We start from the raw sequence: 23019 nt of genomic DNA on the forward strand, positions 1-23019 counted from the left end.
TCGGCTGACCAAGCCCTACCATCCTTGGACGAACGGCCAGGCCGAGCGGATGAATCGAACCATCAAGGACGCCACCGTCAAGGTCTACCATTATGACGACCTGGAAAGTCTCAAGGCCCATGTCTTGGCCTTCGTCACTGCTTACAACTTCGCCAAACACCTCAAGGCGCTCCGATGGCGAACGCCCTATCAAGCAATCTGCAACGCCTGGACAAGGGACCCGTCAATCTTCAAAATCAATCCGCACCATCTCATTCCGGGACCACACACCTAGTCCGCTAGCCGTATTGTTGAATTTTGTGCATCCGCCGGCGTCGCCTTCTCAAGTAGAGATCGCGCCAGTGCATAGGCGATAGCAAAGGTCACACCACCGCCGACAAGATCGACCAGATGATGCCCTCCGTGTACGAGAATTGCGGGCATCATCAGCGCATTCAGGATGGCCGCTGGAACGAAGACGAACCGGATACGGGCAAGGAAGCAGACCGACATGCACGCCATGACCATGTGGAAGGAAGGGAATGCGATCAGGCCGAGCACATTGGCTGGCGTCAGATGAGTGCTTCCTTCGCGCAACACGCGGCCGAGTTCCGTTCCATAGGCGGGACTAACAGCCAGCGGCATTGCCTCGAGGACCTGCCGAGGGAGCCGCTGGAATGCAGAGGGACCGATCGACGGCAAGAAAAACCAGAACATGATTGCCAGCAGCGCCCCGATAACTCCCGTCAGCAGAAAATGCTGCAGTCTCGTTGTTCTTCCAGAAAAACCAAGAACCAGGATCACGCCTAACAGCTGCATCAGCGAACTCGTGTAGACCGCGTACAACACGAGACCAACCAACGGATGGCGCGCAGCCCATTCGACGATAGCGGGCCAGGAATACCCAAGCATGCCGTCGATCTGCGTTAGCGTGCCGTCAATCTGCGCGAAGTAGGAAGGCAACAACAGATAGTTGAAGATAGAACCGGCAATCGTGAAGAGCACGAAGAGACCCGCAGCGGTCGCCGCTGCCGCGATCCGGTCATTGTGGCGGACACGCCGATAAAATTGGCCAAGGGCAACCAGGAACGCGCCGCAAGCAATGAGGCTCGCATATCCTACAAAGTCTATTCCAACGCCCTTCAACAACAACAGGCAGGCATCAAGAAGTGCCAAGGTCGTGATGATGAAAACAATGAAACGTTCAGCCGGCAGAAACACCATCGTAAGGCTCCTTGCTGGAGCCGATATAAAGCCGGTTCACTTAAGAATCGTCTAAGCAACCGCTAGTGCGAAAAAGAAAAGGCGGCCTTCGGCCGCCTTTTGCTCAGTTTACTTCTTCGGAACCCTCGGAACCGCACTTCCCTTCTTGGGCAAGCTCTTGGTTACCGGTTCGGCTGCTGCCTTCGCCTTCTTGGCCGTTGCCTTTTTCGGGCGGGCCTTCGTCTTCAACTCGCCGTCATCCTCATCATCGGCCTCGGAATGGACGACTTCGGCTTCCGGCTTCGGCTTGATCGGGGCGCTGTCCGACACAGCTTCGAGGATGATGCCGGGCTTGCCATCTTCCTTCGGACCGACCGTGACGTTGACGACGCCGCCCTTGCGCAGCTTGCCGAAGAGGATCTCGTTGGCAAGCGGCTTCTTGATGACGTCCTGGATGACGCGGGCAAGCGGGCGAGCACCCATCTTGTCGTCGTAACCCTTCTCGGCCAGCCAGGCGATGGCGTCCTTGTGCAGATCGAAGGTGACGTTCCGTTCGGAAAGCTGTGCTTCGAGCTGCATGATGAACTTCTGCACGACCTTGTAGATGACTTCCGTCGGCAGCGCCGCGAACGGGATGATCGCGTCGAGGCGGTTGCGGAACTCGGGCGTGAACAGGCGGGTCAGCGCCTCTTCGTCTTCGCCTGTCCGCTTGGACGAGCCGAAGCCAATCGCGGCCTTGGCCATCTCCGATGCGCCCGCGTTGGTCGTCATGATCAGGATGACGTTGCGGAAGTCGATCTTCTTGCCGTTGTGGTCCGTCAGCGCGCCGTGGTCCATCACCTGCAACAGGATGTTGTAGATGTCGGGATGCGCCTTCTCGATCTCATCGAGCAGCACAACGCAATGCGGATGCTGGTCAACGCCATCGGTCAGGAGACCGCCCTGGTCGAAGCCGACATAGCCGGGAGGTGCACCGAGCAGGCGCGATACCGTGTGCCGCTCCATGTACTCGGACATGTCGAAGCGCAGAAGCTCAACACCCAAAGACGACGCCAGCTGCTTTGCAACCTCGGTCTTGCCGACGCCTGTCGGGCCGGAAAAGACGTAGGAGCCAATCGGCTTGTTCGGTTCACGCAGGCCCGCGCGGGCGAGCTTGATCGACGTCGACAACGCTTCGATCGCATTGTCCTGGCCGTAGACGACCGAGCGCAGTTCCTGCTCGAGATTGGCAAGAACGGCTTCGTCGTCCTTCGACACCGTCTTCGGCGGGATGCGCGCCATCGTCGCGACCGTCGCTTCGATCTCCTTCTCGGTGATCAGCTTGCGGCGCTTGGACGGCGGCAGCAGCATCTGAGCAGCACCAGTCTCATCGATCACATCGATTGCCTTGTCAGGCAGCTTGCGGTCCGAAATGTAACGGGCGGACAGCTCGACGGCGGTCTTGATCGCTTCGTTCGAATAACGCAGGTGATGATATTCCTCGAAGTAAGGCTTCAGGCCCTTCATGATCTCGATCGCATCGTCGATCGACGGTTCATTGACGTCGATCTTCTGGAAACGACGAACCAGGGCACGGTCCTTCTCGAAAAACTGGCGGTATTCCTTATAGGTGGTCGAACCGATGCAGCGGATCGCGCCCGAGGACAGAGCCGGCTTCAACAGGTTCGATGCATCCATCGCGCCGCCCGACGTCGCACCCGCCCCGATGACGGTGTGGATCTCGTCGATGAACAGCACGGCGCCCGGATATTCTTCCAGTTCCTTGACGACCTGCTTCAGGCGCTCCTCGAAATCGCCGCGATAGCGTGTGCCGGCCAGCAGCGTGCCCATATCCAGCGAGAAGATGGTGGCATCAGCAAGCGCTTCCGGCACCTTGCCCTCGACGATGCGCTTGGCAAGGCCTTCGGCAATCGCCGTCTTGCCGACGCCGGGATCACCGACGTAGAGCGGGTTATTCTTCGAGCGACGGCACAGAACCTGGATGGTGCGGTTGACTTCAGCCTGGCGGCCGATCAGCGGATCGATCTTGCCGCTTTTGGCTTTCTCGTTGAGGTTCACGCAGTAGGCCTTCAGGGCGTCCTGCTGTTTCTTCGGACCGCCCTCCTCCTGATCACCGCTGTTGCGAGAAGCCGGCTTGCTCTCGGACTCGCCGTCGTCCGCGCCACGCGGCGGACGGGATTCGGACGAGCCCGGCCGCTTGCCGATCCCGTGCGAGATATAGTTGACGGCGTCGTAGCGGGTCATTTCCTGCTCCTGCAGGAAGTAGGCAGCATGGCTCTCGCGCTCGGCGAAAATGGCAACAAGGACGTTTGCCCCCGTAACCTCTTCGCGACCGGAAGACTGCACATGGATCACCGCTCGCTGGATGACACGCTGGAAGCCTGATGTCGGCTTGGAATCCTCGTCATAGCCAGTGACCAAATTGGAAAGTTCGTTATCGACATATTCAACAAGCGTTTTGCGCAGCGCGTCGAGGTCGACATTGCAAGCACCCATGACCGCGGCCGCATCGGCATCGTCGATCAGGGCGAGCAGCAGATGCTCGAGCGTGGCATATTCATGATGCCGCTCGTTGGCAAAGGTCAGTGCCTGATGGAGCGCCTTCTCAAGACTAGGCGAAAATGTTGGCACGTTCAGATCCTCACTTCTTTTCCATGACGCATTGCAGCGGATGCTGGTGCTGTCGGGCGAAGTCCATCACCTGGCTCACCTTCGTCTCCGCCACCTCGTATGTAAATATCCCGCATTCACCGACGCCGTGATTGTGGACGTGGAGCATGATGCGGGTGGCACTTTCACGATCCTTCTGAAAAAAACGCTCGAGGATATGAATGACAAATTCCATGGGTGTGTAATCGTCATTCAGGAGCAGCACGCGGTAGAGATTGGGCTTCTTGGTCTTTGGCTTCGTGCGCGTGATGACCGAGGTTCCGCGATTTCCGTTGTCCCCGTTCCTTTCGCTGTCGTTTTGCATCCGGATCGGCTTGGCGATCATTTTCTATCATTCCTCGATCATTCCGGTGGGCCTGGGAGGCGTATTGCCCACCGAATATTCGAACTACTAACTTAGTCCATCCTTGCGCGATTTTAAGCCCCTCGTTTCACACTGCAATCACATTTCGGCCGGTGCCGACGCAAAGACACAGAAACTGGCGAAAGCAGATGACGGACGTCGCGAAAAAAGAAAAGACCGGCCGCAGATGCGTAGCCGGTCCTCGATTTTCAAGGGCTATGCGGCGATTGCCGCCTATCGTTATGCCGCTGCGGGCGTGACAACTGTGGCTGCTTTCGTCGCCTTTGCGGTCGCTGCAGCAACAGGCGCTTCGTATGGTTTGTAAGCGCTTTTGGCGAGATCGGAATACATTTCGCCGAGCTTGGTCGCCTCGCTCACGAAGTTCTCGTATGCGCTTTTCACATAGTTGGTCTGCAACTCGAAGGCAGCTTCAAAGCTGCGCGCTCCGGAAAGACTTTCAAAATGTGTGACCGTGTCCTGAAAGGACTTCTTGGAATACTCCACGGCTTCAGCGGCAATCGCCTGGAAGCCCTTGGCTGTGTCCGAATAGCTTTTCAGCATGGTATCCATGGCTTCCTTGCTCTTCCGGTTGGCGTCATCGAAATTCAACATGACCATCATCCTCCTTGGCCTTTGCAAGCAGGATGAAGCGTAGCTGCAACGCACAAATAGTCAAGCACGATTGTGCATTGCAAAACAACCCTCACTTGCATCCACCCTGTTTTCTTCGGGCAAGACACAACGACACCATCTCCAATAGTTGATTTTGCTAAAATATATCAGGAGCGCCGCAACCAAGAGCTTTCGAAGAATTTCGGTGCGGCGCCGCCGGCATTGAGCCGTCAATCAAGGAGGTCTGCCGGAACTTTTCCGCCATTCTCGGCAAGCCGTTTCATCAATGCCTTGTGCAGGAACATGTTCATGGTGGCGGTGTCGTGCGGATCGCCGGTAAAGCCAAGCTCTGCCGCAAGTTCCTTGCGCTCCGCAAGGCTCGCGTCCATACCGACAGCCTTCATAAGATCGACGATCGAACGGCGCCAATCCAGCTTCTGTCCGCTCTTCTTCACAGCGGCATCGAGCAGCGGCACGATATCGATCGCAGCTGCGGCGGGCGACGCGGTGGCCGGAGTCGGCTGCGATGGGGCTGCGGGCGCGGCGCTTGGCGCTGCTGCGGTCGGCGGTGGCGTGGGTGTCGCGGACGGTGTGACCGGAGCGGCCACGGCTTCACCAAAAATCGCGTGCTTGATCTTGTCGAAAATACCCATTCTCAGCATCCCTCCTTAGCGCCAGAGCACATGCTCAGAAGAGGAGATGGAGCATTCGACGGAGTGGTCCAGAGAAGGCAGCCTATTTTTCCGCTAAAGATTGCCCTGCGAAAAGAAACAATCGGAGGTTTGCGGGATCAAGGCCTGAGCCGCGCTGCAGATCGATCAAGCGACTTGCCTTGAGAAGCCAGCCGCTCGCGGGCGCGACATGGCAGACGGGCGGCGAGGCCGCCCGTCAATCACAAATCAAAGATCAACGTCGAGGATTGCCATCGAGAAATTATAGGAGCGGTCGCCGTCCTCGTCATCGATATAGACGACACCCAGAAATTCTTCGCCGAGATAGACTTCCGCGGAATCGTTCTTTCGCGGGCGTGCCTTGACGATCACCTGCGGGTTGAACGTGCGCTTGAAATAGGCGTCGAGCTTCTTGATTTCTTCGGGCTTCACACTGCATCTCCTGAGCGGTCTCGGTTGGCCGCTTCTTGCATGGGAAAGACGGCGCTGTAAAGGCGCGGGGACAGACGCGCGAACGCTATCCCCGCCGATATGTCGTACTGTTAAGACGGTAAGCGGCTCAGATATCCGCGCCGATCACCTGATCCATTATTCGCGACGGTTCCGAACACCCGGCTTCTCCGACCACTTTGGCCGGCACGCCCGCCACAGTCGTCTTCGGCGGTACCGCCTTCAGCACGACAGAGCCAGCGGCAATGCGCGAGCAATAGCCAACCTCGATGTTGCCAAGAATCTTGGCGCCGGCGCCGATCAGGACACCGCTGCCGATCTTCGGATGCCGATCCGAGCCTTCCTTGCCGGTGCCGCCAAGGGTGACACCATGCAGGATCGACACGTTATCGCCGATCACAGCGGTTTCGCCGACGACCAACCCGGTGGCATGGTCAAGGAAAATGCCCCTGCCGATACGCGCTGCGGGATTGATGTCGGTCTGGAACACGCTCGAGGATCTGCTCTGCAGATAGAGCGCCAGATCGCGGCGGCCGCGGTTCAGCAACCAATGCGCCAGGCGGTGCGTCTGCAGCGCGTGGAATCCCTTGAAATAGAGCACGGCTTCCATGAAACGCAGGCATGCGGGGTCGCGGTCGTAGATCGCCTGAATGTCGACCCGCAGGATCGCGCTCCACTCCGGCCAATCCTCCAGCATCTGATCGAAGGTCTGGCGCAGCAGGATCGCTTGCATGTCCGGATGATCGAGACGTTCACAGATGCGGTAGATCACGCACTCTTCGAGCGACCGATAATTCAGCACGGTCGAATAGAGAAATGCGGCCAGCACCGGATCGTTTTCCGCGGCAATACGCGCTTCCTCGCGCAGGCTGTCCCAGATCGGATCCATCACCTTGAGAGGATTGCCAGTCTCAAGAGAGCGAATGTCTGTCTTTGCGACCATGAAAGGTCTCCTCGTATGCGTAGGCTCGGCTCTATATAGGGCAAAAACCTGTTAACATAAATGGGTACTTGGGGAATCCTTTGTCCCGCAGCACCGGCATGGAGGCAAGTCACTATCCGGCGACTTTGGCATAAAACTCCAGCACCGCCTTCTTAAAAACGCGGTCTCCGACGGCCAGCATGTGATCGCGGCCGGGAATATCAAGCGCCTGGGCATGCGGCATCAGCGCAGCCAGTTCCTGGGCTGAACCTGCAATGTCGTCCTTCGTTCCAACGCCGATCAAGGTCGGCGCCTCGATTTTCGCCATGTCGGAGCGTGCCACGAGGTCGCGAGATCCCTTGATACAGGCGGCGAGTGCGTCACGGTCACTCTTCGTCTGGTCGGCGAAGGCCCGGAACATGCGTCCGCGATCATGAAAGACATCGTCGAGCGACGGAGCCAGCAAGGCATCAGCAATCGGATCCCAATCGCCGACACCATCCGTCATGCCGATCCCAAGACCGCCGAGGACCAGCGAGCGGACCCGGTCGGGGTGGGCAAGTGCCGCAAAAACGGAAATGCGGGCTCCCATCGAGTAGCCCATCAGGTTGGCTTCCGGAATCCCAAGGTGATCAAGGAGCGCAATCGCATCGCTTGCCATATGCCAGGGACGGTAGGCCTCGGCATCCCTTGGCTTGTCGCTTGCACCGTGCCCGCGGTTGTCGATAGCTATGACTCGGTAGCCCTCGTCGCCCAGGGTCTTCAGCCAGCCGGGATTAACCCAGTTGACGTTGGCGCTGGAAGCGAAACCGTGGATCAACAGCACGGGAGCGCCGCCCGGATCGCCTTCATCGAAGAAGGCAAGCTTCAGCCCATCATGTGTCAAGCTGGAAAAAGCGGGCGTATTCAAGTTCATCGGACTGTCCTTTTTGCCGGACCATATTTTATAGGCCAGAGAACTGAAACCCTCGCAGGTGCAAAAACTGTGCGTCCGAGCGCTCTTTGGCTCTACACATTTGCGGTGAAGGACTATAAGGTCCGCGCACGTTACAAAGCATTCGGAGACAGACATGGCCGGCCACAACATTCCCCACTTCCAGAACGACGGCGGACACCGCGTTATCGAAGTCGGCGTGAAAGAGTTCATGTGCACCGGTGCCTCCGTTCCGTTCGATCATCCCCACATCTTCATCGACATGGGCGATGAGAACGAGAAGGTCTGCTCCTACTGCTCGACCCTCTACCGTTTCAATGGTGCGCTGAAGGCAACCCAGACCAATCCGGCTGGCTGCGTCTTCCACGTCAAGGCCGCCTGACACCCATTTCGAGATCGGAAAGCCTATGCCGGCTAAACATGCCGCCATCGTTGGCGCGGGCATAGCGGGCCTTACAGCTGCACTTGCTTTGGCACGGCGCGGCATCAGTTCCGAGATTTTCGAGCAGGCGCCGGAACTGACCGAGGTCGGCGCCGGTCTGCAGATTTCGCCCAATGCGTCACGCATTCTGGCCGAGTTGGGAGTACTCGCGCGCCTGACCGACGCCTGGCTCGAGCCGGACTCCATCCAGCTGATATCCGGAACCTCACTGCGCCGGCTGGCAGCCGTTCCCGCCGGGAGCTTTGCACGCGCCCGCTGGGGTGCTCCCTACGGCGTCCTGCATCGCTCCACGCTGCAGCAAACCCTGCTCGACGCCGTCGCCAACGAGCCGCTCTGCCAGATACATCTAGGCGCGCAGATCAAGGGCCGGCCATTGTCAGACCGCCAAGCAGACCTTCTGATTGGCGCCGACGGCGTCTGGTCGCAGGTTCGGGAAAGCATCGAAGGCAGCCCCTCGCCGCGGTTCTCCGGCAACATCGCCTACCGTTTCACCGTTGACGCCGCAAATGCGCCCGCCTTTCTTGAACGGACGAGCGTCTCTGCCATCCTTGGTCCCTCAGCGCATCTCGTCTGTTATCCGCTCAGGGAAGCCAACCGTTTCAATATGGTGGCGATCACCGCCGGCAATGCCGCATCGCACGACTGGACCAACCAGCCGACGGAAGCCCAGCGTCAGCAACTGCTGTCGCGTTTTTCTCGGTGGCATCCTGCGATCGTCGAACTATTCGCCAAGACAGGCGACGTCACCTTCTGGCCCTTGTACGAAACGACGAACGGGCGTTGGCACGACGGCCACAACTGCGTCCTCATCGGCGACGCCGCACACGCAATGATGCCTTTCGCGGCGCAGGGTGCCGCAATGGCAATCGAAGACGCTTATGAGCTTGCGCTGTTCGCCCCGTCGCATCCCGTCGCCGAAGCCCTGCGGTTGTTCGAAGCGCATCGCACGCCGCGGATTGCGCGGCTGCGCCAGCGCGGTGCATTCAACCAGTTTGCCTATCACGCCCGCGGACCGATGCGCATCGGCCGGGACATCGTTCTGGCGCTGCGGCCGCCGCAAAGTCTCGCGGCGGATCTCGACTGGATTTACGGCTACCGCGCCGGCACTTGATCAGACGGCTTTTGCCGCGGCGAAACCGCGCTCGATATCGGCCTTGATATCGACGACATCCTCAAGCCCGATCTGCAGACGGATGACCGGCCCCTCGGCGGGCGCCTTGCAGATACGGCGATCGCTCAGGTTGACGTGGAGCGCGAGGCTCTCGAACCCGCCCCATGACCAACCCAGGCCGAAGATTTGCAGCGCGTCGAGGAAGGCGTGCGCCTTGGCCTTGAATTTTTCCGGCGCGTCCACGGCAAGCACGAAAGAGAAGATGCCGCTCGCGCCCTTGAAATCGCGCTTCCACAATTCGTGCGATGGGAAGCTCGGCAGCGCCGGATGCAGCACCTTGGCGACGTCCTCCCTGCCCTCCAGCCATTTGGCGATCGTGAGCGCACTTTCATAGTGTCGCTCCAGGCGCACGCCCATGGTCCGCAATCCACGCAGGATCTGATAGGCGTCGTCAGGCGCTCCGCAAATGCCGAGCGTAATGTTCGCTTCGTGCAGCTGCGGCCAGTAATTGGCGTTTGCCGAGACTGTTCCCATCAGGATGTCCGAGTGCCCGGACGGGTATTTGGTGGCGGCGTGAATCGAGACATCGACACCGAAGTCGAGCGGCCTGAAATAAACAGGCGTCGCCCAGGTGTTATCCATCGTTACCACGGCCCCCTGCTTGTGGGCGACCGCGGCAATCGCCGGAATGTCCTGCATTTCGAAGGTATTCGAGCCAGGCGCTTCCGTATGAACGAGCTTGGTGTTCGGCTTGATCAGCGCTTCGATGCCCGCACCGACCAGCGGATCGTAATAGTCTACTTCTACACCGAGACGCTTCAGCATCGTGTCGCAGAAATGACGGGTCGGTCCATAGACCGAATCGACGATCAACGCATGGTCACCGGCCGACAGGAACGCCAGGAACGGGACGGTAACAGCTGCAAGGCCCGAGGGCACGAGGATAGTCCCAGCGGACCCTTCCAGCGCATCGATCGCCTCGCAAAGCGCATCCGTCGTCGGGGTACCGCGCGTTGCATACGTATACTTCTGTCCACGTGTCTCCATCGTCCTCGCATTTGGAAAGAGGACCGTGGAGGCATGGACAACGGGCGGATTGACGAAACCGTGGTATTCGGCCGGATCGTTGCCGAGGTGGGAAAGGCGCGTGTTGATGCCGGCGTTCTGAAGCAGGCCTTCTTTATCTATCATATCGGAAATGCCTTTGGCGGTGGGATGCAGCCAAACTCTTGGACCGCGTAAAACGATCGGTCAACCCCGTAGCCCGGACTCGCACAGCATCCCTGCCATGCAAATTCCTCAGATATATCAGCGGTTTTGCGCGGTTTTTTTGGCAAGATGCTGCCATTTCGATAGCCATCTGCGCATTTTATGCGCCTCAATTAGTGAATTGCCGAAATATCACGCAATCTTTCATCGCGACACTTGACCATAGTGACATTTGCGACTGTGATAGCACCAACTCGCGCCGGGAGGGTGTCGGGTCATCTGGGAGGTTTGCCTGCTTCGCGAGCGCTCCCACAGAAAGATAAGACAAAGGAAAAGGTTGGGAAAAATGAAGATTAAGCTTCTGTCGGTCGCCATCGGCGCAGCAGTTTTCGGAGTTGGCGCTTCTGCAGCTTCTGCCACCACGCTCGAAGACGTGAAGGCAAAGGGTTTCATTCAGTGCGGCGTCAACACCGGCCTTCTCGGTTTCGCGCAACCTGACGCTTCCGGCAACTGGGCCGGCTTCGACGTCGACTTCTGCAAGGCAGTTGCTTCGGCTGTCTTCGGCGACCCGGCCAAGGTGAAGTACACGCCGCTGTCGGCCAAGGACCGTTTCCCGGCGCTGAAGTCGGGCGAAGTCGACCTTCTGTCGCGTAACACCACCTGGACGATCAACCGCGACACCGCGCAAGGCTTCAACTTCCGCCCGATCACCTACTACGACGGCCAAGGCTTCATGGTCCGCAAGAGCCTGAACGTGAAGTCGGCACTTGAGCTGTCCGGTGCGGCCATCTGCGTCCAGTCCGGCACGACGACGGAACTGAACCTTGCCGACTATTTCAAGTCCAACAACCTCCAGTACAATCCGGTCGTTTTCGAGAAGCTTGAAGAGGTCAACGCGGCCTATGACGCTGGTCGCTGCGACGTCTACACGACTGACCAGTCCGGCCTCTACTCGCTGCGTCTGACGCTGAAGAACCCAGACGAGCACATGATCCTTCCGGAAATCATCTCGAAGGAGCCGCTCGCCCCGGCCGTTCGTCAGGGTGACGATCAGTGGTTCGACATCGTGTCGTGGACGGCCTATGCCCTCATCAATGCCGAAGAGTTCGGCATCACCCAGGCGAACGTCGATGAAATGAAGAACTCGGCCAATCCTGACATCAAGCGCTTCCTCGGCACGGAAACCGATACCAAGATCGGCACCGACCTCGGGCTCACCAATGAATGGGCTTATAACATCATCAAGGGCGTCGGAAACTACGGCGAAGTCTTCGAGCGCAACGTCGGCAAAGGCAGCCCGCTCAAGATCGAGCGTGGTCTGAACGCGCTGTGGAACAAGGGCGGCATCCAGTACGCTCCGCCGGTCCGCTAAGCGGCTGGTCAAGACTTGGGAAGGCGGTCAGCCGCCTTCCCTATATAAAGAGAAAAGCCCGAAAACGGGCTCATAGGGGATAAGACTCGGCATGACGCAAGAGGCTATGCACACGTCACATGTGCAAAGCACTGGCTGGAGTTTCCGGTCGGTGGCTTACGACCCGAGGATTCGGGGCATTTTCTTCCAAGTTCTGACCGTCGCGCTCATCGTCGGCTTCGTGTGGTGGATTGCCCATAACACGGCTCAAAACCTCGCCCGCGCCGGCACGGCCTCCGGCTTCGGGTTTCTGAGCGGGCGCGCCGGCTTCGACATCGGCCAGTCGCTGATCGAATATTCGAGCGATGCGACGTATCGCCGAGCCCTTGTGGTCGGATTTTTGAATACAATCCTCGTCGCGGTCACCGGCATCATTACGGCCACGATCATTGGCTTCGTCGTCGGCATCGGGCGCCTGTCGCACAACTGGCTGATCGCCAAGCTCTGCACGGTGTATGTCGAGGTATTTCGCAACATCCCGCCGCTGCTCGTCATCTTCTTCTGGTATCAGGGCGTTCTCGCTGTTCTGCCAGGCGCGCGAGAGTCGCTGCACCTGCCACTGAACATGTTTCTCAACAATCGCGGGCTCGCCTTCCCGAAGCCGATCTTCGGTGAAGGCATGTGGGCGGTTGGCGTGGCATTTCTGGTTGGTATCGTGGCAGCCGCAATAATCGCGCGCTGGGCGCATAGACGTCAGGCCGCAACCGGTAAGCAATTCCACACGATCTGGGCTTCCATCGGGCTGATTGTCGGCCTGCCCGGTCTGGTGTTCCTGCTGTCCGGCCTGCCGCTTTCGTTCGATGTGCCAGTTGCTGGCAAGTTCAATCTCACCGGCGGCTCCGTCATCGGCCCGGAATTCATGTCGTTGTTCCTGGCACTGTCCTTCTATACGGCGGCATTTATTGCCGAAATCGTCCGCGCCGGCATTCGCGGTGTGCCGAAGGGCCAGTCCGAGGCCGCCGGCGCACTGGGCCTGCATCCATCAAGTATCACGCGCCTCGTGGTGGTTCCGCAGGCTTTGCGCATCATCATTCCGCCACTCACCAGCCAGTACCTGAATCTGACGAAGAACTCGTCGCTCGCGATCGCCATTGGCTTTTCGGATCTCGTCGCCGTCGGCGGTACGATCCTGAACCAGACCGGACAGGCCATTGAAGTCGTGTTCATCTGGGCGGTCGTCTATCTCGCCATCAGCATCCTCACATCGCTGTTCATGAACTGGTTCAACGCCAAGATGGCCTTGGTGGAGAGATAAGATGTCGACATCCAACCAAGCGTTCGTCCGAACGAATTTCATCGATGCCGAACCCGCGCCGCGTAGCGAAAGCGGGCCTCTGGCCTGGATCCGCAAGAACCTGCTGGCTACGCCGAAAGACGTCGTCCTGACGGCTCTGGCCGTTGCCTTGCTCGCATGGGCATTGCCGCACGTCATCAACTGGCTATTCATCCAGGCCGTCTGGACCGGAACGGACCGCACCTTCTGTGCAACCACCGTTCAGGGCGGCACGCAACCCGACGGCTGGAGCGGCGCCTGCTGGGCGTTCGTCAATGCGAAGTTCGACCAGTTCGTCTTCGGTCGATATCCACTGGACGAACGCTGGCGTCCGACAATCGTCGGGATCCTGTTTGTGCTGCTGCTCGTGCCTATGCTGATCCCCAAGGCACCATTCAAGCGCACCAACGCCATTCTGCTGTTTGCCGTCTTGCCGCTTCTTGCCTTCTGGCTGCTTTATGGCGGCTTCGGGCTCGAAATGGTGGATACGCCGCTCTGGGGCGGCCTGATGGTGACGTTGGTGCTCTCCTTCGTCGGCATCGCCGTGTCGCTGCCATTCGGCATCATCCTGGCACTCGGACGCCGCTCGAAGATGCCTGTCATCAAGATGGTCTGCGTCGGCTTCATCGAGATCATTCGCGGCATACCGCTGATCACCGTGCTGTTCATGGCGAGCGTGTTGCTTCCGCTGTTCCTGCCCACAGGCTTTACGATCGACAAGCTGCTCCGCGCCTTGATCGGTGTGGCGATCTTCGCCTCCGCCTACATGGCCGAGGTTATCCGTGGCGGCCTGCAGGCGATCCCGAAGGGCCAGTCCGAAGGGGCCGACTCGCTCGGGCTCGGCTACTGGCAGAAAATGCGGCTGATCATCCTGCCGCAGGCGATCAAGCTGGTCATCCCGGGCATCGTCAATACATTCATCGGCATGTTCAAGGACACATCGCTGGTGTCGATCATCGGCATGTTCGACCTGCTCGGTATCGTCCGTTTCAACTTCACGGACGCCAACTGGGCGAGCGCGGTGACACCCTTGACAGGCCTGATTTTCGCTGGCTTCGTCTTTTGGCTGTTCTGCTTCGGCATGTCGCGCTATTCAGGCTTCATGGAACGCTATCTCGATACCGGCCACAAACGATAAAAGATAAGGGAACGAACACATGGCTGAGGCTCAACCAAAGAAGATGACCGTTTCGGCAACCGACGTTGCCGTCGACATCATCGGCATGAACAAGTGGTACGGTGATTTTCACGTTCTGCGCGACATCAATCTGAAAGTTATGCGTGGCGAGCGCATCGTCATCGCCGGCCCGTCGGGTTCCGGCAAGTCGACGATGATCCGCTGCATCAACCGTCTGGAAGAACACCAGAAGGGCCAGATCATCGTCGATGGCGTCGAACTCACCAACGACCTCAAGAAGATCGACGAAGTGCGCCGCGAAGTCGGCATGGTCTTCCAGCACTTCAACCTCTTCCCGCACCTGACGATCCTGGAAAACTGCACGCTGGCGCCGATCTGGGTGCGCAAGATGCCGAAGAAGCAGGCGGAAGAAGTCGCCATGCACTTCCTGAAGCGCGTCAAGATCCCGGAACAGGCCAACAAGTATCCGGGCCAGCTCTCGGGCGGTCAGCAGCAGCGTGTGGCAATCGCCCGCTCGCTCTGCATGAACCCGAAGATCATGCTCTTCGATGAACCGACCTCGGCGCTCGACCCAGAAATGATCAAGGAAGTTCTGGAGACCATGGTCGGGCTTGCGGAAGAAGGCATGACGATGCTCTGCGTGACGCACGAAATGGGCTTTGCGCGTCAGGTCGCCAACCGCGTCATCTTCATGGACCAGGGGCAGATCGTCGAGCAGAATTCGCCGGCCGAGTTCTTCGACAATCCGCAGCACGAACGCACCAAGCTGTTCCTCAGCCAGATCCTGCACTAGGTCGATTGGCGAACAACAAATTCAAGGCCGTCGGATTTTTCCGGCGGCCTTTTCGTTTCGGGGCACTTCTGGCGGTTCACACGCGGCGCCATAACATCACAAACAAAAGGCCCCGATGACGGGGCCTTCCGAGGCGAGCCTGAGAGCGATCAGGTCTTCAGCTTGGCATTGCAGAGGCTGTAGAAGCCGCCGCCCTTCTGGATCCACTTCAGGCCATTGAGCGTGTTCGCATCCTTGTTCTGATGGTAGGCGTCGACGCAGGTATGCATCCGGCCCTTTCCGGGCGTTTCCTTGGCGTATTTCGGTGAAATTGCTGTCGGGAACGACACGCCCTTGGGCGCCGTCATCGTCGGCTTGTCCGGTTCTTCGCCACTGTTGAGGGTGACATCGGGTTCGGCCGTCGCATCCGGACCGCACTGCGCCTTGCGGAAATCGTTCCACTTCATGTTCTTCGCAGAGCCGTCAGCCTGGGCCGATTTATACTTCGCGCTGCATTCCTTCATGGTCAGCGCCGAGGACGGCGTAGCAAACGCCAACGCCCCGAGCAGGGAAACGGATGCAAGAATAGTCAACTGCTTGATCATGATCTTTCCTCCAGGCCTCCAGGGGCAATCAAACTATCAGGCTGGCCAATTTTCTTGTCAACGCGACAATTGGCGCAACCAGTACGTTAGATTTGTTCCGGGCAACCGTCGAGCTCCACTGACGGGATAACATCCCCGCGATGCAGCAGGCGTTTGCTTAGCGGCAAAACGCCGACGGTGGTATAGTGCCGGCCGGGCTGGCTTTTCCTGCACTTCCGAGGGAGGAAGACATGCGCGAACCTGACATGCAGAAAGTAGATGCACTCGTCGGCAGGTTAATCGGCGATGTTGGCGCGGCCGTCTCCGGAGCGCTGGTGGTGCTGGGCGATGATCTCGGCCTGTTCAAGGCCATGGCCGACGGCAAGCCGCGCAACTCTTCCGAACTGTCGAAAAAAACAGGTATCAAGGAACGTTATATCAGGGAGTGGCTGTCCGCCCTCGCAGCTGCCGACTACGTCAGCTATGACGAGAAGAGCGATCGCTTTCATCTGACGCCAGAGCAGGCCATGGTCTTTGCCGAGGAGGACAGCCCAGCCTTCTTTGCTGGCGCCTTTCAGGTCGTGCAGGCCATGTGGACGGACGAACCGAAGGTGGCTGACGCCTTCCGGACCGGCAAGGGTGTGGGATGGCACGAACACAGCGCCTGCCTGTTCCGCGGCACGGAGCGTTTCTTCCGGACCGGCTACAACAACAATCTGGTTGCTGAGTGGATTCCGGCGCTCCAGGGCGTCGACGCCCGCCTCAAAGCCGGCGCCAAGGTCGCTGATGTCGGCTGCGGCCACGGCGCTTCGACGATCCTGATGGCTAAGGCCTATCCTGCCTCGACGTTCTTTGGCTTCGACTATCACGCCCCGTCGATCGAGCGGGCGAAGGCTGCCGCCAAGGAGGCCGGCGTCTCAGATCGCGTCACATTCCAACAGGCGCCCGCCGCCGGCTTTCCTGAGGGGAACTACGATCTCATCGCCATGTTCGACTGCCTCCACGACATGGGGGATCCGGTCGGTGCCGGCAAGCATGTCAAGGAATCGCTCTCGGCCGATGGAACCTGGATGGTCGTCGAGCCCTTCGCCCACGACTGCCTGAAGGACAATCTCAATCCGGTCGGCCGCGTCTACTACGGCGCGTCGACGATGATCTGCACGCCGGCGTCGCTCTCTCAGGAGGTCGGCCTCGGACTCGGCGCGCAGGCCGGGGAAACCAAGCTGCGTAAGGTCGCCCTCGATGCCGGCTTCAAGCATTTCCGCCGCGCCACGGAAACACCCTTCAACATGGTCTTCGAGGTGCGCGCCTGAGGCGAGGTGCGGCGCGCTTGGCCATGGCCCGCCGCGTCACCTGAAACTTTCCACATGCTGAGAAGAGCTTGTGAATATAGAAATAACGGCGAAATATCAAAAAGATAGACAGATTTTCCTAGGCGCCTGAGGTTCAAGGGAGAGAAAAAATCGCGCCATTGTGATTTTTTCTGGTTTTGCCGCTTGCGGGATTCAAAGTGCCTGACTATAAGGGCGCCACCACGAAGGAAGCGCCCTTCGTCTATCGGTTAGGACACCAGATTTTCATTCTGGGAAGAGGGGTTCGACTCCCCTAGGGCGTGCCATCGTTTTCCTTTAAAAGTCAGTTGTTTAGATACCCGCTTGCGAAAATTCGATAATTATTTCGAGTTTCGGGGGCAAGCGGATTATATGCTGCTTTTCGCAAAGCGAATGTCTGGGAATCAGCCACCTGCTATAGCTTGGGCTCGGACACCATATGGTTCGAGCCCTCCCCGCCATCTACCTAGCAGCAGAATGAGCAGCCCATGGGTCACCTAAAATGACGGCTGATCTTCTGCGGCGTTACGGCGAAGCGGCGCTCCGCAACGCAGAGGAACCTCTCGTCGAAGCATCGCTATTGCGTGACCCTGGCACATTGCGCGAGCCTACTTCTTGGCTGTCGCGCGCATCGAGGAAGCGGGCAAGACTACACGCATTTGATGCTCAGAACCGACACTTCTCTGATCACGCCGTCTGCAAAGGGCTGAAAACAGCGATGGAGAGTCACTCCCAGAAAATCAACTATGCATTGGTAGCGTGGACCCTGAGTGCTCCCGAGCCGCGTGATGCGCTGAAGATAGCGCTCGATCTGATTTTTCACATTAAGCGCGGGCGCGAGCCCTCGATGAGCGTCAGGTAAAGACGCACTCGATTTGGCCAAGCGGACCGAAGTCGGCTGCGAGATGCTGGCCTGCCCAAACCTGAAGAATTTTCGAGCACGAACCAGTTGCGACCACGTCGTTCGGCTCGAGCTGGCGGCCCTTTGCTGCAAGCTCAGCAGCGAGCCAGGCGACAGCGTTCAACGGATCACCCATGACTGACGTCGCCTTTCCCGAAAAAACGGTATGCTTGAACAGAAATGTCGTCACGTCGATCTTGGCGACCTCGTCAAGCGGTATGCCGGGAGCAGGATCGCCGCAGATCGTTGCGACATGCAGGCCAAAGTCGGCAATCGCGGCATAGTCGCCAATCAATGTCCGGCGAGTCCGGCGGCCGATGACGCCAATGGCCGGTCGACAGGCGAGGATAGCGTCGCGAGCCTTCACTGGATAGCCATGTGCACTCACCGCGCCGGAGCGGCGTCCTGGACGCGTAGCTGGATGCGTCGTACACCCTGGTAGTGGTCCGCGCTAAGCGAGCCTGCAACATGGAGGTTGGCGCCCCTCGAATTCAGCAGCAGGTTGCCGAGCTGCGTATCGGCGGCCCGGAAGGCGATCCCATCAAGGCGGGCGCCGTCCATGGCTTCGAGCGTCACCTTCACGTGCTTCTCACCAACCAAACGAGAATCGCGAAGCCGATGGGCGGGAACAGCAAAGAGCGGCTGTGAATGCCCCGAGCCGTAAGGCCCGGCCGTCTCGAGGCGGTCGATCAGATCGAGCGTCGCGCCGCTGGCGGCAATCGCGCCGTCGATCTTCAGCTTCTCGTTGGCGACAAGTGCGGCAACCGTCTTTTCGGCTCGCTCGGCAAAGAAGCTGCGCAAGCGGCCGAGCTTGTCGCGCTCAACGGTGAGACCGGCAGCCATCGCGTGGCCGCCGCCCTTGACCAGCAGGCCATCGTCCACAGCCGCGCGCACCATCTTGCCCATGTCGAAGCCGTTGATGGAGCGACCCGAGCCGGTGCCTTTGCCGGATGGATCGAAAGCAATGGCAAAGGCCGGGCGCTTGAAGCGCTCCTTGAGACGGGCGGCAATCAGGCCGACGATCCCGGGGTGCCACTTTTCGTGGGCAGTGACGATGACCGAGGCGCCCTTGCCGTCCCCATATTCCGCCAGTGCCTCGGCCTCCGCTTCCAGCAGCATCGCCGCTTCCATAGCCTGCCTGTCGCGGTTGAGCTCATCCAGCTGCATGGCGATGGCCTCGGCCGCGCTCGTGTCGTCCAGGGTGAGCAGGCGGCTCCCGAGTGCCGCGTCGCCGATGCGCCCACCGGCATTGATGCGCGGCCCAATCAGGAAGCCGAAGTGATAGGGCGTCACCGGTCCAGCAAGACCCGCCTTGCGAAAGAGAGCGGACAGGCCCGCATTGCCCTGGTGGCGAGCGGCGATCAGCCCCTTGACGACGTAGGCACGGTTCAGACCCTTCAGCGGCACGACATCACAGACGGTCGCAAGCGCGACGATATCGAGCCATTGCAGCAGGTCGATCGACCGTACGCGCGGGTTTCCTGCTTCCCGCAACAGCCTTAGCGTCGCGACGAGCACGAGGAACACGACACCCGCCGCGCAGAGATGTCCCTGCCCGGAGAGATCGTCCTCCCGGTTCGGATTGACCAGCGCGTGGCACGGCGGCAGATCGTGTGTCACCTGGTGGTGATCGATCACCACCACATCGATATTCCGCCTGGCTGCCTCGGTGAGGGCATCGTGGCTTGTGGACCCACAATCGACGGTGACGATCAGGCGTGCGCCATTGTCAATCAGACTGCCGATTGCCGCAGCGTTAGGCCCATAGCCCTCGAAAATTCGATCCGGAATATAGATCTCAGCTTTGACGCCGAAGTGCTTGAGAAAGCGGAACATAAGCGCCGACGCGGACGCGCCGTCGACGTCGTAGTCGCCGAAAATCGCGACCTGCTCCTGGTTGCGGATGGCCTCGGCGAGCCGCTTGGCCGCCTTCTCACAATCCGTCAGCGTGTAGGGGTCCGGCATCAGGTTGCGGAGCGTCGGATCAAGAAACTCCAGCGCCTCGTCGACGGTGACACCGCGTCCGGCGAGGACGCGCGCGATAAGTTCAGGCAGCCCGTGCACCTGAGACATCGCAAGCGCCCGGTTCTGGCCGGCCTGATCCAGTCGCGATATCCAGCGGTTGTCCAGTACGGACCTCTCCACGCCCAGAAACGCACGTTGTACCGGATCGGCCGGACTCTCCATATCGCCTGCTGCCCTCGTCGCTTGTCACCACCCCGGGACCGGGAGTGATATCGGCAGCTTTATGCGGCTTGGCCCAGCCGCACAACGGTTTTGGACGAGACACTCGACGTTAGCTGTGGATGCGCGCGGCTGATCTACCGCGGCACCTTCGGCAACATCGATCTTCTGGGAGCGGGTGAGGCTCAGTCTTCCTTCGGCCGCTCGATGCGGATCACCTGCGGTTCACCCACATGATAGCCCTCGCCCTTGATTGCGGCGACCGCCTTGCGAACGCAGTCCTCTGTTGTCGCGTGAGTCACCATGATGATCGTCTGGTGATGCGACGGCGCAAGGTGCTGCTTCGAGCGCTGGACGATCGATTCCAGCGAAATATGGTTTTCCGCCATGTGGGTCGCGACGCTTGCAAACACGCCCGTGCGGTCGAGCACGGTCAGGCGAATGAAATATCCGCCTTCGTGGCTTCGCATCTGCGCCTTGCGGTAGGGCTCGAGCGATTTGGCGGGATGGCCGAGAACGGGCACGCGCTGGGCGCCAGGTCGGCTTTTTGCGATGTCCGCGATGTCACCGAGAACAGACGAAGCCGTCGCATTGCCGCCGGCGCCGGGCCCGACCATCAGCAACTCACCGAGAACATCGGACTCGATCGCCACGGCATTGGTCACGCCGTCGACCTGTGCAATCACGGAATCGACGGGCACCATCGTCGGATGGACGCGCTGTTCGATGCCGGTATCGGTCCGCTGTGCAACGCCGAGCAGCTTGATGCGGTAGCCGAGATCGGCGGCAGCGTGGATGTCCTCGATCGAGATGTTGGTGATGCCTTCGAGATAGATATCGTCGGCCGCGATCTGGTTTCCGAAGGCGAGCGTCGTGAGAATCGAGAGCTTGTGGGCGGTGTCGTTGCCTTCGATGTCGAAGGCGGGATCGGCTTCTGCATAGCCGAGGCGCTGTGCCTCCTTCAGGCAGTCGGCGAAGGACAGGCCTTCCTTTTCCATCTTCGTCAGGATGTAATTGCAGGTGCCGTTCATGATCCCGTAGATGCGGGAGATCGTATTGCCCGTCAGCGATTCGCGCAGCGCCTTGATGACGGGAATGCCGCCGGCAACCGCTGCTTCGAAGTTCAGCAACGCGCCCTTCTCTTCCGCGATCGTCGCCAGTTCGACGCCGTGGTAGGCAAGCAGCGCCTTGTTTGCTGTCACCACATGGAGACCGCGCTGTAGAGCAGCGCGTACGGAGCTGTTTGCCGATCCACCGACGCCGCCCATGAGTTCGACGAAAACGTCGATGTCGCCCTTCTCCGCCAGATCTTCCGGCCGGTCGAACCACTCGATGCCGCCGACGTCGATGCCGCGGTCCTTGGTCTTGTCGCGGGCGGAAACACCCGTAATCAGGATCGGGCGTCCGCACGTTGCGGCCAGCTCGTTGCTGCGCTGCTGAATGATACGGACAAGCGAAGCACCAACGGTACCTAAGCCCGCAATGCCAATTTTGAGGGCATCTGCCATGGATCGATCCTGAAATGTGTCATGAAGGGCAGCCGCCGGAAGCGGCTGCCGTTGAGGGATAATATCAGCGATGTGCGTTGAGCGAGATGACGTTGTGCATCGTCTCGTCTGCCGTCGACATGAACTTCTTGATGTTGCGGGCTGCCTGACGAATGCGGTGCTCGTTCTCGACGAGCGCCAGGCGCACGTAGTCGTCGCCCATTTCGCCGAAACCGATGCCTGGCGCGACAGCCACGTCGGCTTTCTCGACGAGCAGCTTGGAGAATTCCAGAGAACCGAGGTGACGGAACTTTTCCGGGATCTTGGCCCAGGCAAACATCGTCGCTGCCGGCGGCGGCACTTCAAAGCCGGCCTTGCCGAAAGTATCGACCATGACGTCGCGGCGGCGCTTGTAGACGTTGCGGACTTCCGCGATATCAGAGCCGTCGCCGTTCAGCGCGTGCGTTGCCGCTACCTGGATCGGCGTGAACGCGCCGTAGTCGAGGTAGGATTTGACGCGTGTGAGCGCGGCGATCAGACGCTCGTTGCCGACGGCAAAGCCCATGCGCCAGCCGGGCATCGAGAAGGTCTTCGACATCGAGGTGAACTCGACCGTCACATCCATCGCACCCGGAACCTCGAGAACCGACGGAGGCGGCTCGCCCTCGAAGTAGATTTCCGAATAGGCAAGGTCGGATAAGACGATGATATCGTGCTTCTTCGCGAACGCGATGACGTCCTTGTAGAAGTCCAGCGTCGCCACAAAAGCCGTCGGGTTGGACGGATAGTTGAGGATCAGCGCCAGCGGCTTCGGAATCGAATGGCGAACGGCGCGTTCCAGCGGCGGGAAGAAGCTCTCGTCCGGCTCGACCGACATCGAGCGGATGACGCCACCGGCCATCAGGAAGCCGAAGGCGTGAATCGGATAGGTCGGGTTCGGGCAGAGGATGACGTCGCCCGGTGCGGTGATTGCCTGCGCCATGTTGGCGAAGCCTTCCTTGGAGCCCAGCGTCGCGACGACCTGCGTGTCAGGATTGAGCTTCACGCCAAAGCGGCGCGCATAATAGGCAGCCTGCGCCCGGCGAAGGCCGGGAATGCCCTTGGAGGACGAATAACGATGCGTGCGCGGGTCCTGGACGACTTCGCAGAGCTTGTCGACGATCGCCTTCGGGGTCGGAAGGTCAGGGTTTCCCATGCCGAGATCGATGATATCGGCCCCGCCCGCTCGCGCGCTTGCTTTCAAACGGTTGACCTGTTCGAAAACGTAAGGCGGCAAACGCCGGACTTTGTGAAACTCTTCCATTTCTTTCCCCACGGAAATGCGGCCACCGCGGCCGCGCTCGAAGTTCGTCCTAAATTCCCGGCTGTTCGCGATACGAACTTCAGAATCAC

Annotated in this window: 23 protein-coding genes and 1 tRNA gene; 10 read left to right on the plus strand and 14 right to left on the minus strand. The window is 59.6% G+C overall.

Annotation, left to right across the window (positions count from 1 at the left end):
• Positions 1–274, plus strand: a 274-nt coding sequence (locus C934_RS32820) for an integrase core domain-containing protein (RefSeq protein WP_018859927.1), incomplete at its 5' end; no start/stop codon positions are given.
• Here the strand turns inward: C934_RS32820 and C934_RS0128480 are convergent.
• The 8 genes from C934_RS0128480 to C934_RS0128515 all read right to left on the minus strand — a co-directional run bounded on the left by C934_RS0128480 (position 271) and on the right by C934_RS0128515 (position 7766).
• Positions 271–1203 (minus strand): phosphatase PAP2 family protein, encoded by a 933-nt coding sequence (locus C934_RS0128480; protein WP_018859928.1) that lies wholly within the window; start codon positions 1201–1203, stop codon positions 271–273. The two genes, C934_RS32820 and C934_RS0128480, sit on opposite strands and share 4 nt — an antisense overlap.
• 108 nt (positions 1204–1311) lie before the next feature.
• The gene (gene clpA / locus C934_RS0128485; RefSeq protein ID WP_018859929.1) at positions 1312–3813 is read right to left on the minus strand and encodes an ATP-dependent Clp protease ATP-binding subunit ClpA; all 2502 of its coding nucleotides are present in this window, start codon (positions 3811–3813) and stop codon (positions 1312–1314) included.
• 10 nt (positions 3814–3823) lie between these two features.
• Positions 3824–4177 carry an ATP-dependent Clp protease adapter ClpS gene (gene clpS, locus C934_RS0128490; RefSeq protein WP_008526939.1) on the minus strand — a complete coding sequence of 118 codons (354 nt, stop codon included), beginning with the start codon at positions 4175–4177 and terminating at the stop codon, positions 3824–3826.
• Between the two features lie 258 nt (positions 4178–4435).
• Positions 4436–4807: a phasin family protein gene (locus tag C934_RS0128495; protein ID WP_026372161.1), complete on the minus strand. Its 372-nt coding sequence runs from the start codon at positions 4805–4807 to the stop codon at positions 4436–4438.
• A 230-nt stretch (positions 4808–5037) separates the two neighbouring features.
• Positions 5038–5460, minus strand: coding sequence for a DUF3597 domain-containing protein (locus tag C934_RS0128500; protein ID WP_018859931.1), 423 nt, complete (start codon positions 5458–5460; stop codon positions 5038–5040).
• A gap of 246 nt (positions 5461–5706) precedes the next feature.
• Positions 5707–5910: a DUF3126 family protein gene (locus C934_RS0128505; RefSeq protein WP_007532353.1), complete on the minus strand. Its 204-nt coding sequence runs from the start codon at positions 5908–5910 to the stop codon at positions 5707–5709.
• Between the two features lie 127 nt (positions 5911–6037).
• Positions 6038–6871 (minus strand): serine O-acetyltransferase, encoded by an 834-nt coding sequence (gene cysE / locus C934_RS0128510; protein ID WP_018859932.1) that lies wholly within the window; start codon positions 6869–6871, stop codon positions 6038–6040.
• A 112-nt stretch (positions 6872–6983) separates the two neighbouring features.
• Positions 6984–7766 carry an alpha/beta fold hydrolase gene (locus C934_RS0128515; RefSeq protein WP_018859933.1) on the minus strand — a complete coding sequence of 261 codons (783 nt, stop codon included), beginning with the start codon at positions 7764–7766 and terminating at the stop codon, positions 6984–6986.
• Between the two features lie 154 nt (positions 7767–7920).
• Here C934_RS0128515 and C934_RS0128520 point away from each other — a divergent pair, with 154 nt between their 5' ends.
• On the plus strand, positions 7921–8166 hold the full coding sequence (locus C934_RS0128520; RefSeq protein WP_018859934.1) for a zinc-finger domain-containing protein: 246 nt from the start codon (positions 7921–7923) through the stop codon (positions 8164–8166).
• A gap of 25 nt (positions 8167–8191) precedes the next feature.
• Positions 8192–9337, plus strand: coding sequence for an FAD-dependent monooxygenase (locus C934_RS0128525; protein ID WP_018859935.1), 1146 nt, complete (start codon positions 8192–8194; stop codon positions 9335–9337).
• Here the strand turns inward: C934_RS0128525 and C934_RS0128530 are convergent, their stop codons facing one another.
• Positions 9338–10528 carry a cystathionine beta-lyase gene (locus C934_RS0128530; protein ID WP_026372162.1) on the minus strand — a complete coding sequence of 397 codons (1191 nt, stop codon included), beginning with the start codon at positions 10526–10528 and terminating at the stop codon, positions 9338–9340.
• 364 nt (positions 10529–10892) lie between these two features.
• Here C934_RS0128530 and C934_RS0128535 point away from each other — a divergent pair, with 364 nt between their 5' ends.
• The 4 genes from C934_RS0128535 to C934_RS0128550 all read left to right on the plus strand — a co-directional run bounded on the left by C934_RS0128535 (position 10893) and on the right by C934_RS0128550 (position 15161).
• Positions 10893–11918: an amino acid ABC transporter substrate-binding protein gene (locus tag C934_RS0128535; protein WP_018859938.1), complete on the plus strand. Its 1026-nt coding sequence runs from the start codon at positions 10893–10895 to the stop codon at positions 11916–11918.
• Positions 11919–12009: 91 nt separating this feature from the next.
• The gene (locus C934_RS0128540; protein WP_026372163.1) at positions 12010–13212 is read left to right on the plus strand and encodes an amino acid ABC transporter permease; all 1203 of its coding nucleotides are present in this window, start codon (positions 12010–12012) and stop codon (positions 13210–13212) included.
• Between the two features lies 1 nt (position 13213).
• Positions 13214–14368, plus strand: a complete 1155-nt coding sequence (locus tag C934_RS0128545) for an amino acid ABC transporter permease (protein WP_018859940.1) — start codon at positions 13214–13216, stop codon at positions 14366–14368.
• A 19-nt stretch (positions 14369–14387) separates the two neighbouring features.
• Complete coding sequence (locus tag C934_RS0128550) at positions 14388–15161, plus strand: amino acid ABC transporter ATP-binding protein (RefSeq protein ID WP_018859941.1); 774 nt, start codon at positions 14388–14390, stop codon at positions 15159–15161.
• Between the two features lie 149 nt (positions 15162–15310).
• Here C934_RS0128550 and C934_RS0128560 read toward each other — a convergent pair whose 3' ends face one another.
• Complete coding sequence (locus C934_RS0128560) at positions 15311–15745, minus strand: hypothetical protein (RefSeq protein ID WP_018859943.1); 435 nt, start codon at positions 15743–15745, stop codon at positions 15311–15313.
• A 230-nt stretch (positions 15746–15975) separates the two neighbouring features.
• Between C934_RS0128560 and C934_RS0128565 the strand changes: the two genes are divergently transcribed.
• From C934_RS0128565 to C934_RS34890, 3 genes are all read left to right on the plus strand, one after another.
• Positions 15976–17037, plus strand: a complete 1062-nt coding sequence (locus C934_RS0128565; protein ID WP_018859944.1) for a class I SAM-dependent methyltransferase — start codon at positions 15976–15978, stop codon at positions 17035–17037.
• A gap of 230 nt (positions 17038–17267) precedes the next feature.
• Positions 17268–17342 (plus strand) — tRNA-Glu (locus C934_RS0128570).
• A 215-nt stretch (positions 17343–17557) separates the two neighbouring features.
• A complete protein-coding gene (locus C934_RS34890; protein WP_156828822.1) occupies positions 17558–17917 on the plus strand; it encodes a hypothetical protein in 360 nt (119 codons plus the stop codon).
• Here the strand turns inward: C934_RS34890 and C934_RS32825 are convergent.
• From C934_RS32825 to C934_RS0128595, 4 genes are all read right to left on the minus strand, one after another.
• Entirely contained in the window at positions 17910–18323 is a 414-nt protein-coding gene (locus C934_RS32825; RefSeq protein WP_018859946.1) for a hypothetical protein, read from the minus strand. The two genes, C934_RS34890 and C934_RS32825, sit on opposite strands and share 8 nt — an antisense overlap.
• A 17-nt stretch (positions 18324–18340) precedes the next feature.
• A complete protein-coding gene (recJ, locus tag C934_RS0128585) occupies positions 18341–20143 on the minus strand; it encodes a single-stranded-DNA-specific exonuclease RecJ (RefSeq protein ID WP_018859947.1) in 1803 nt (600 codons plus the stop codon).
• 182 nt (positions 20144–20325) lie between these two features.
• Positions 20326–21648, minus strand: a complete 1323-nt coding sequence (locus tag C934_RS0128590; protein WP_018859948.1) for a homoserine dehydrogenase — start codon at positions 21646–21648, stop codon at positions 20326–20328.
• A 64-nt stretch (positions 21649–21712) separates the two neighbouring features.
• Positions 21713–22930, minus strand: a complete 1218-nt coding sequence (locus C934_RS0128595; protein ID WP_007532313.1) for an LL-diaminopimelate aminotransferase — start codon at positions 22928–22930, stop codon at positions 21713–21715.
• Between the last annotated feature and the right edge of the window lie 89 nt (positions 22931–23019).

It is taken from the genome of Rhizobium sp. 42MFCr.1 (assembly GCF_000377185.1).
Taxonomy (GTDB): Bacteria; Pseudomonadota; Alphaproteobacteria; order Rhizobiales; family Rhizobiaceae; genus Rhizobium; species Rhizobium altiplani.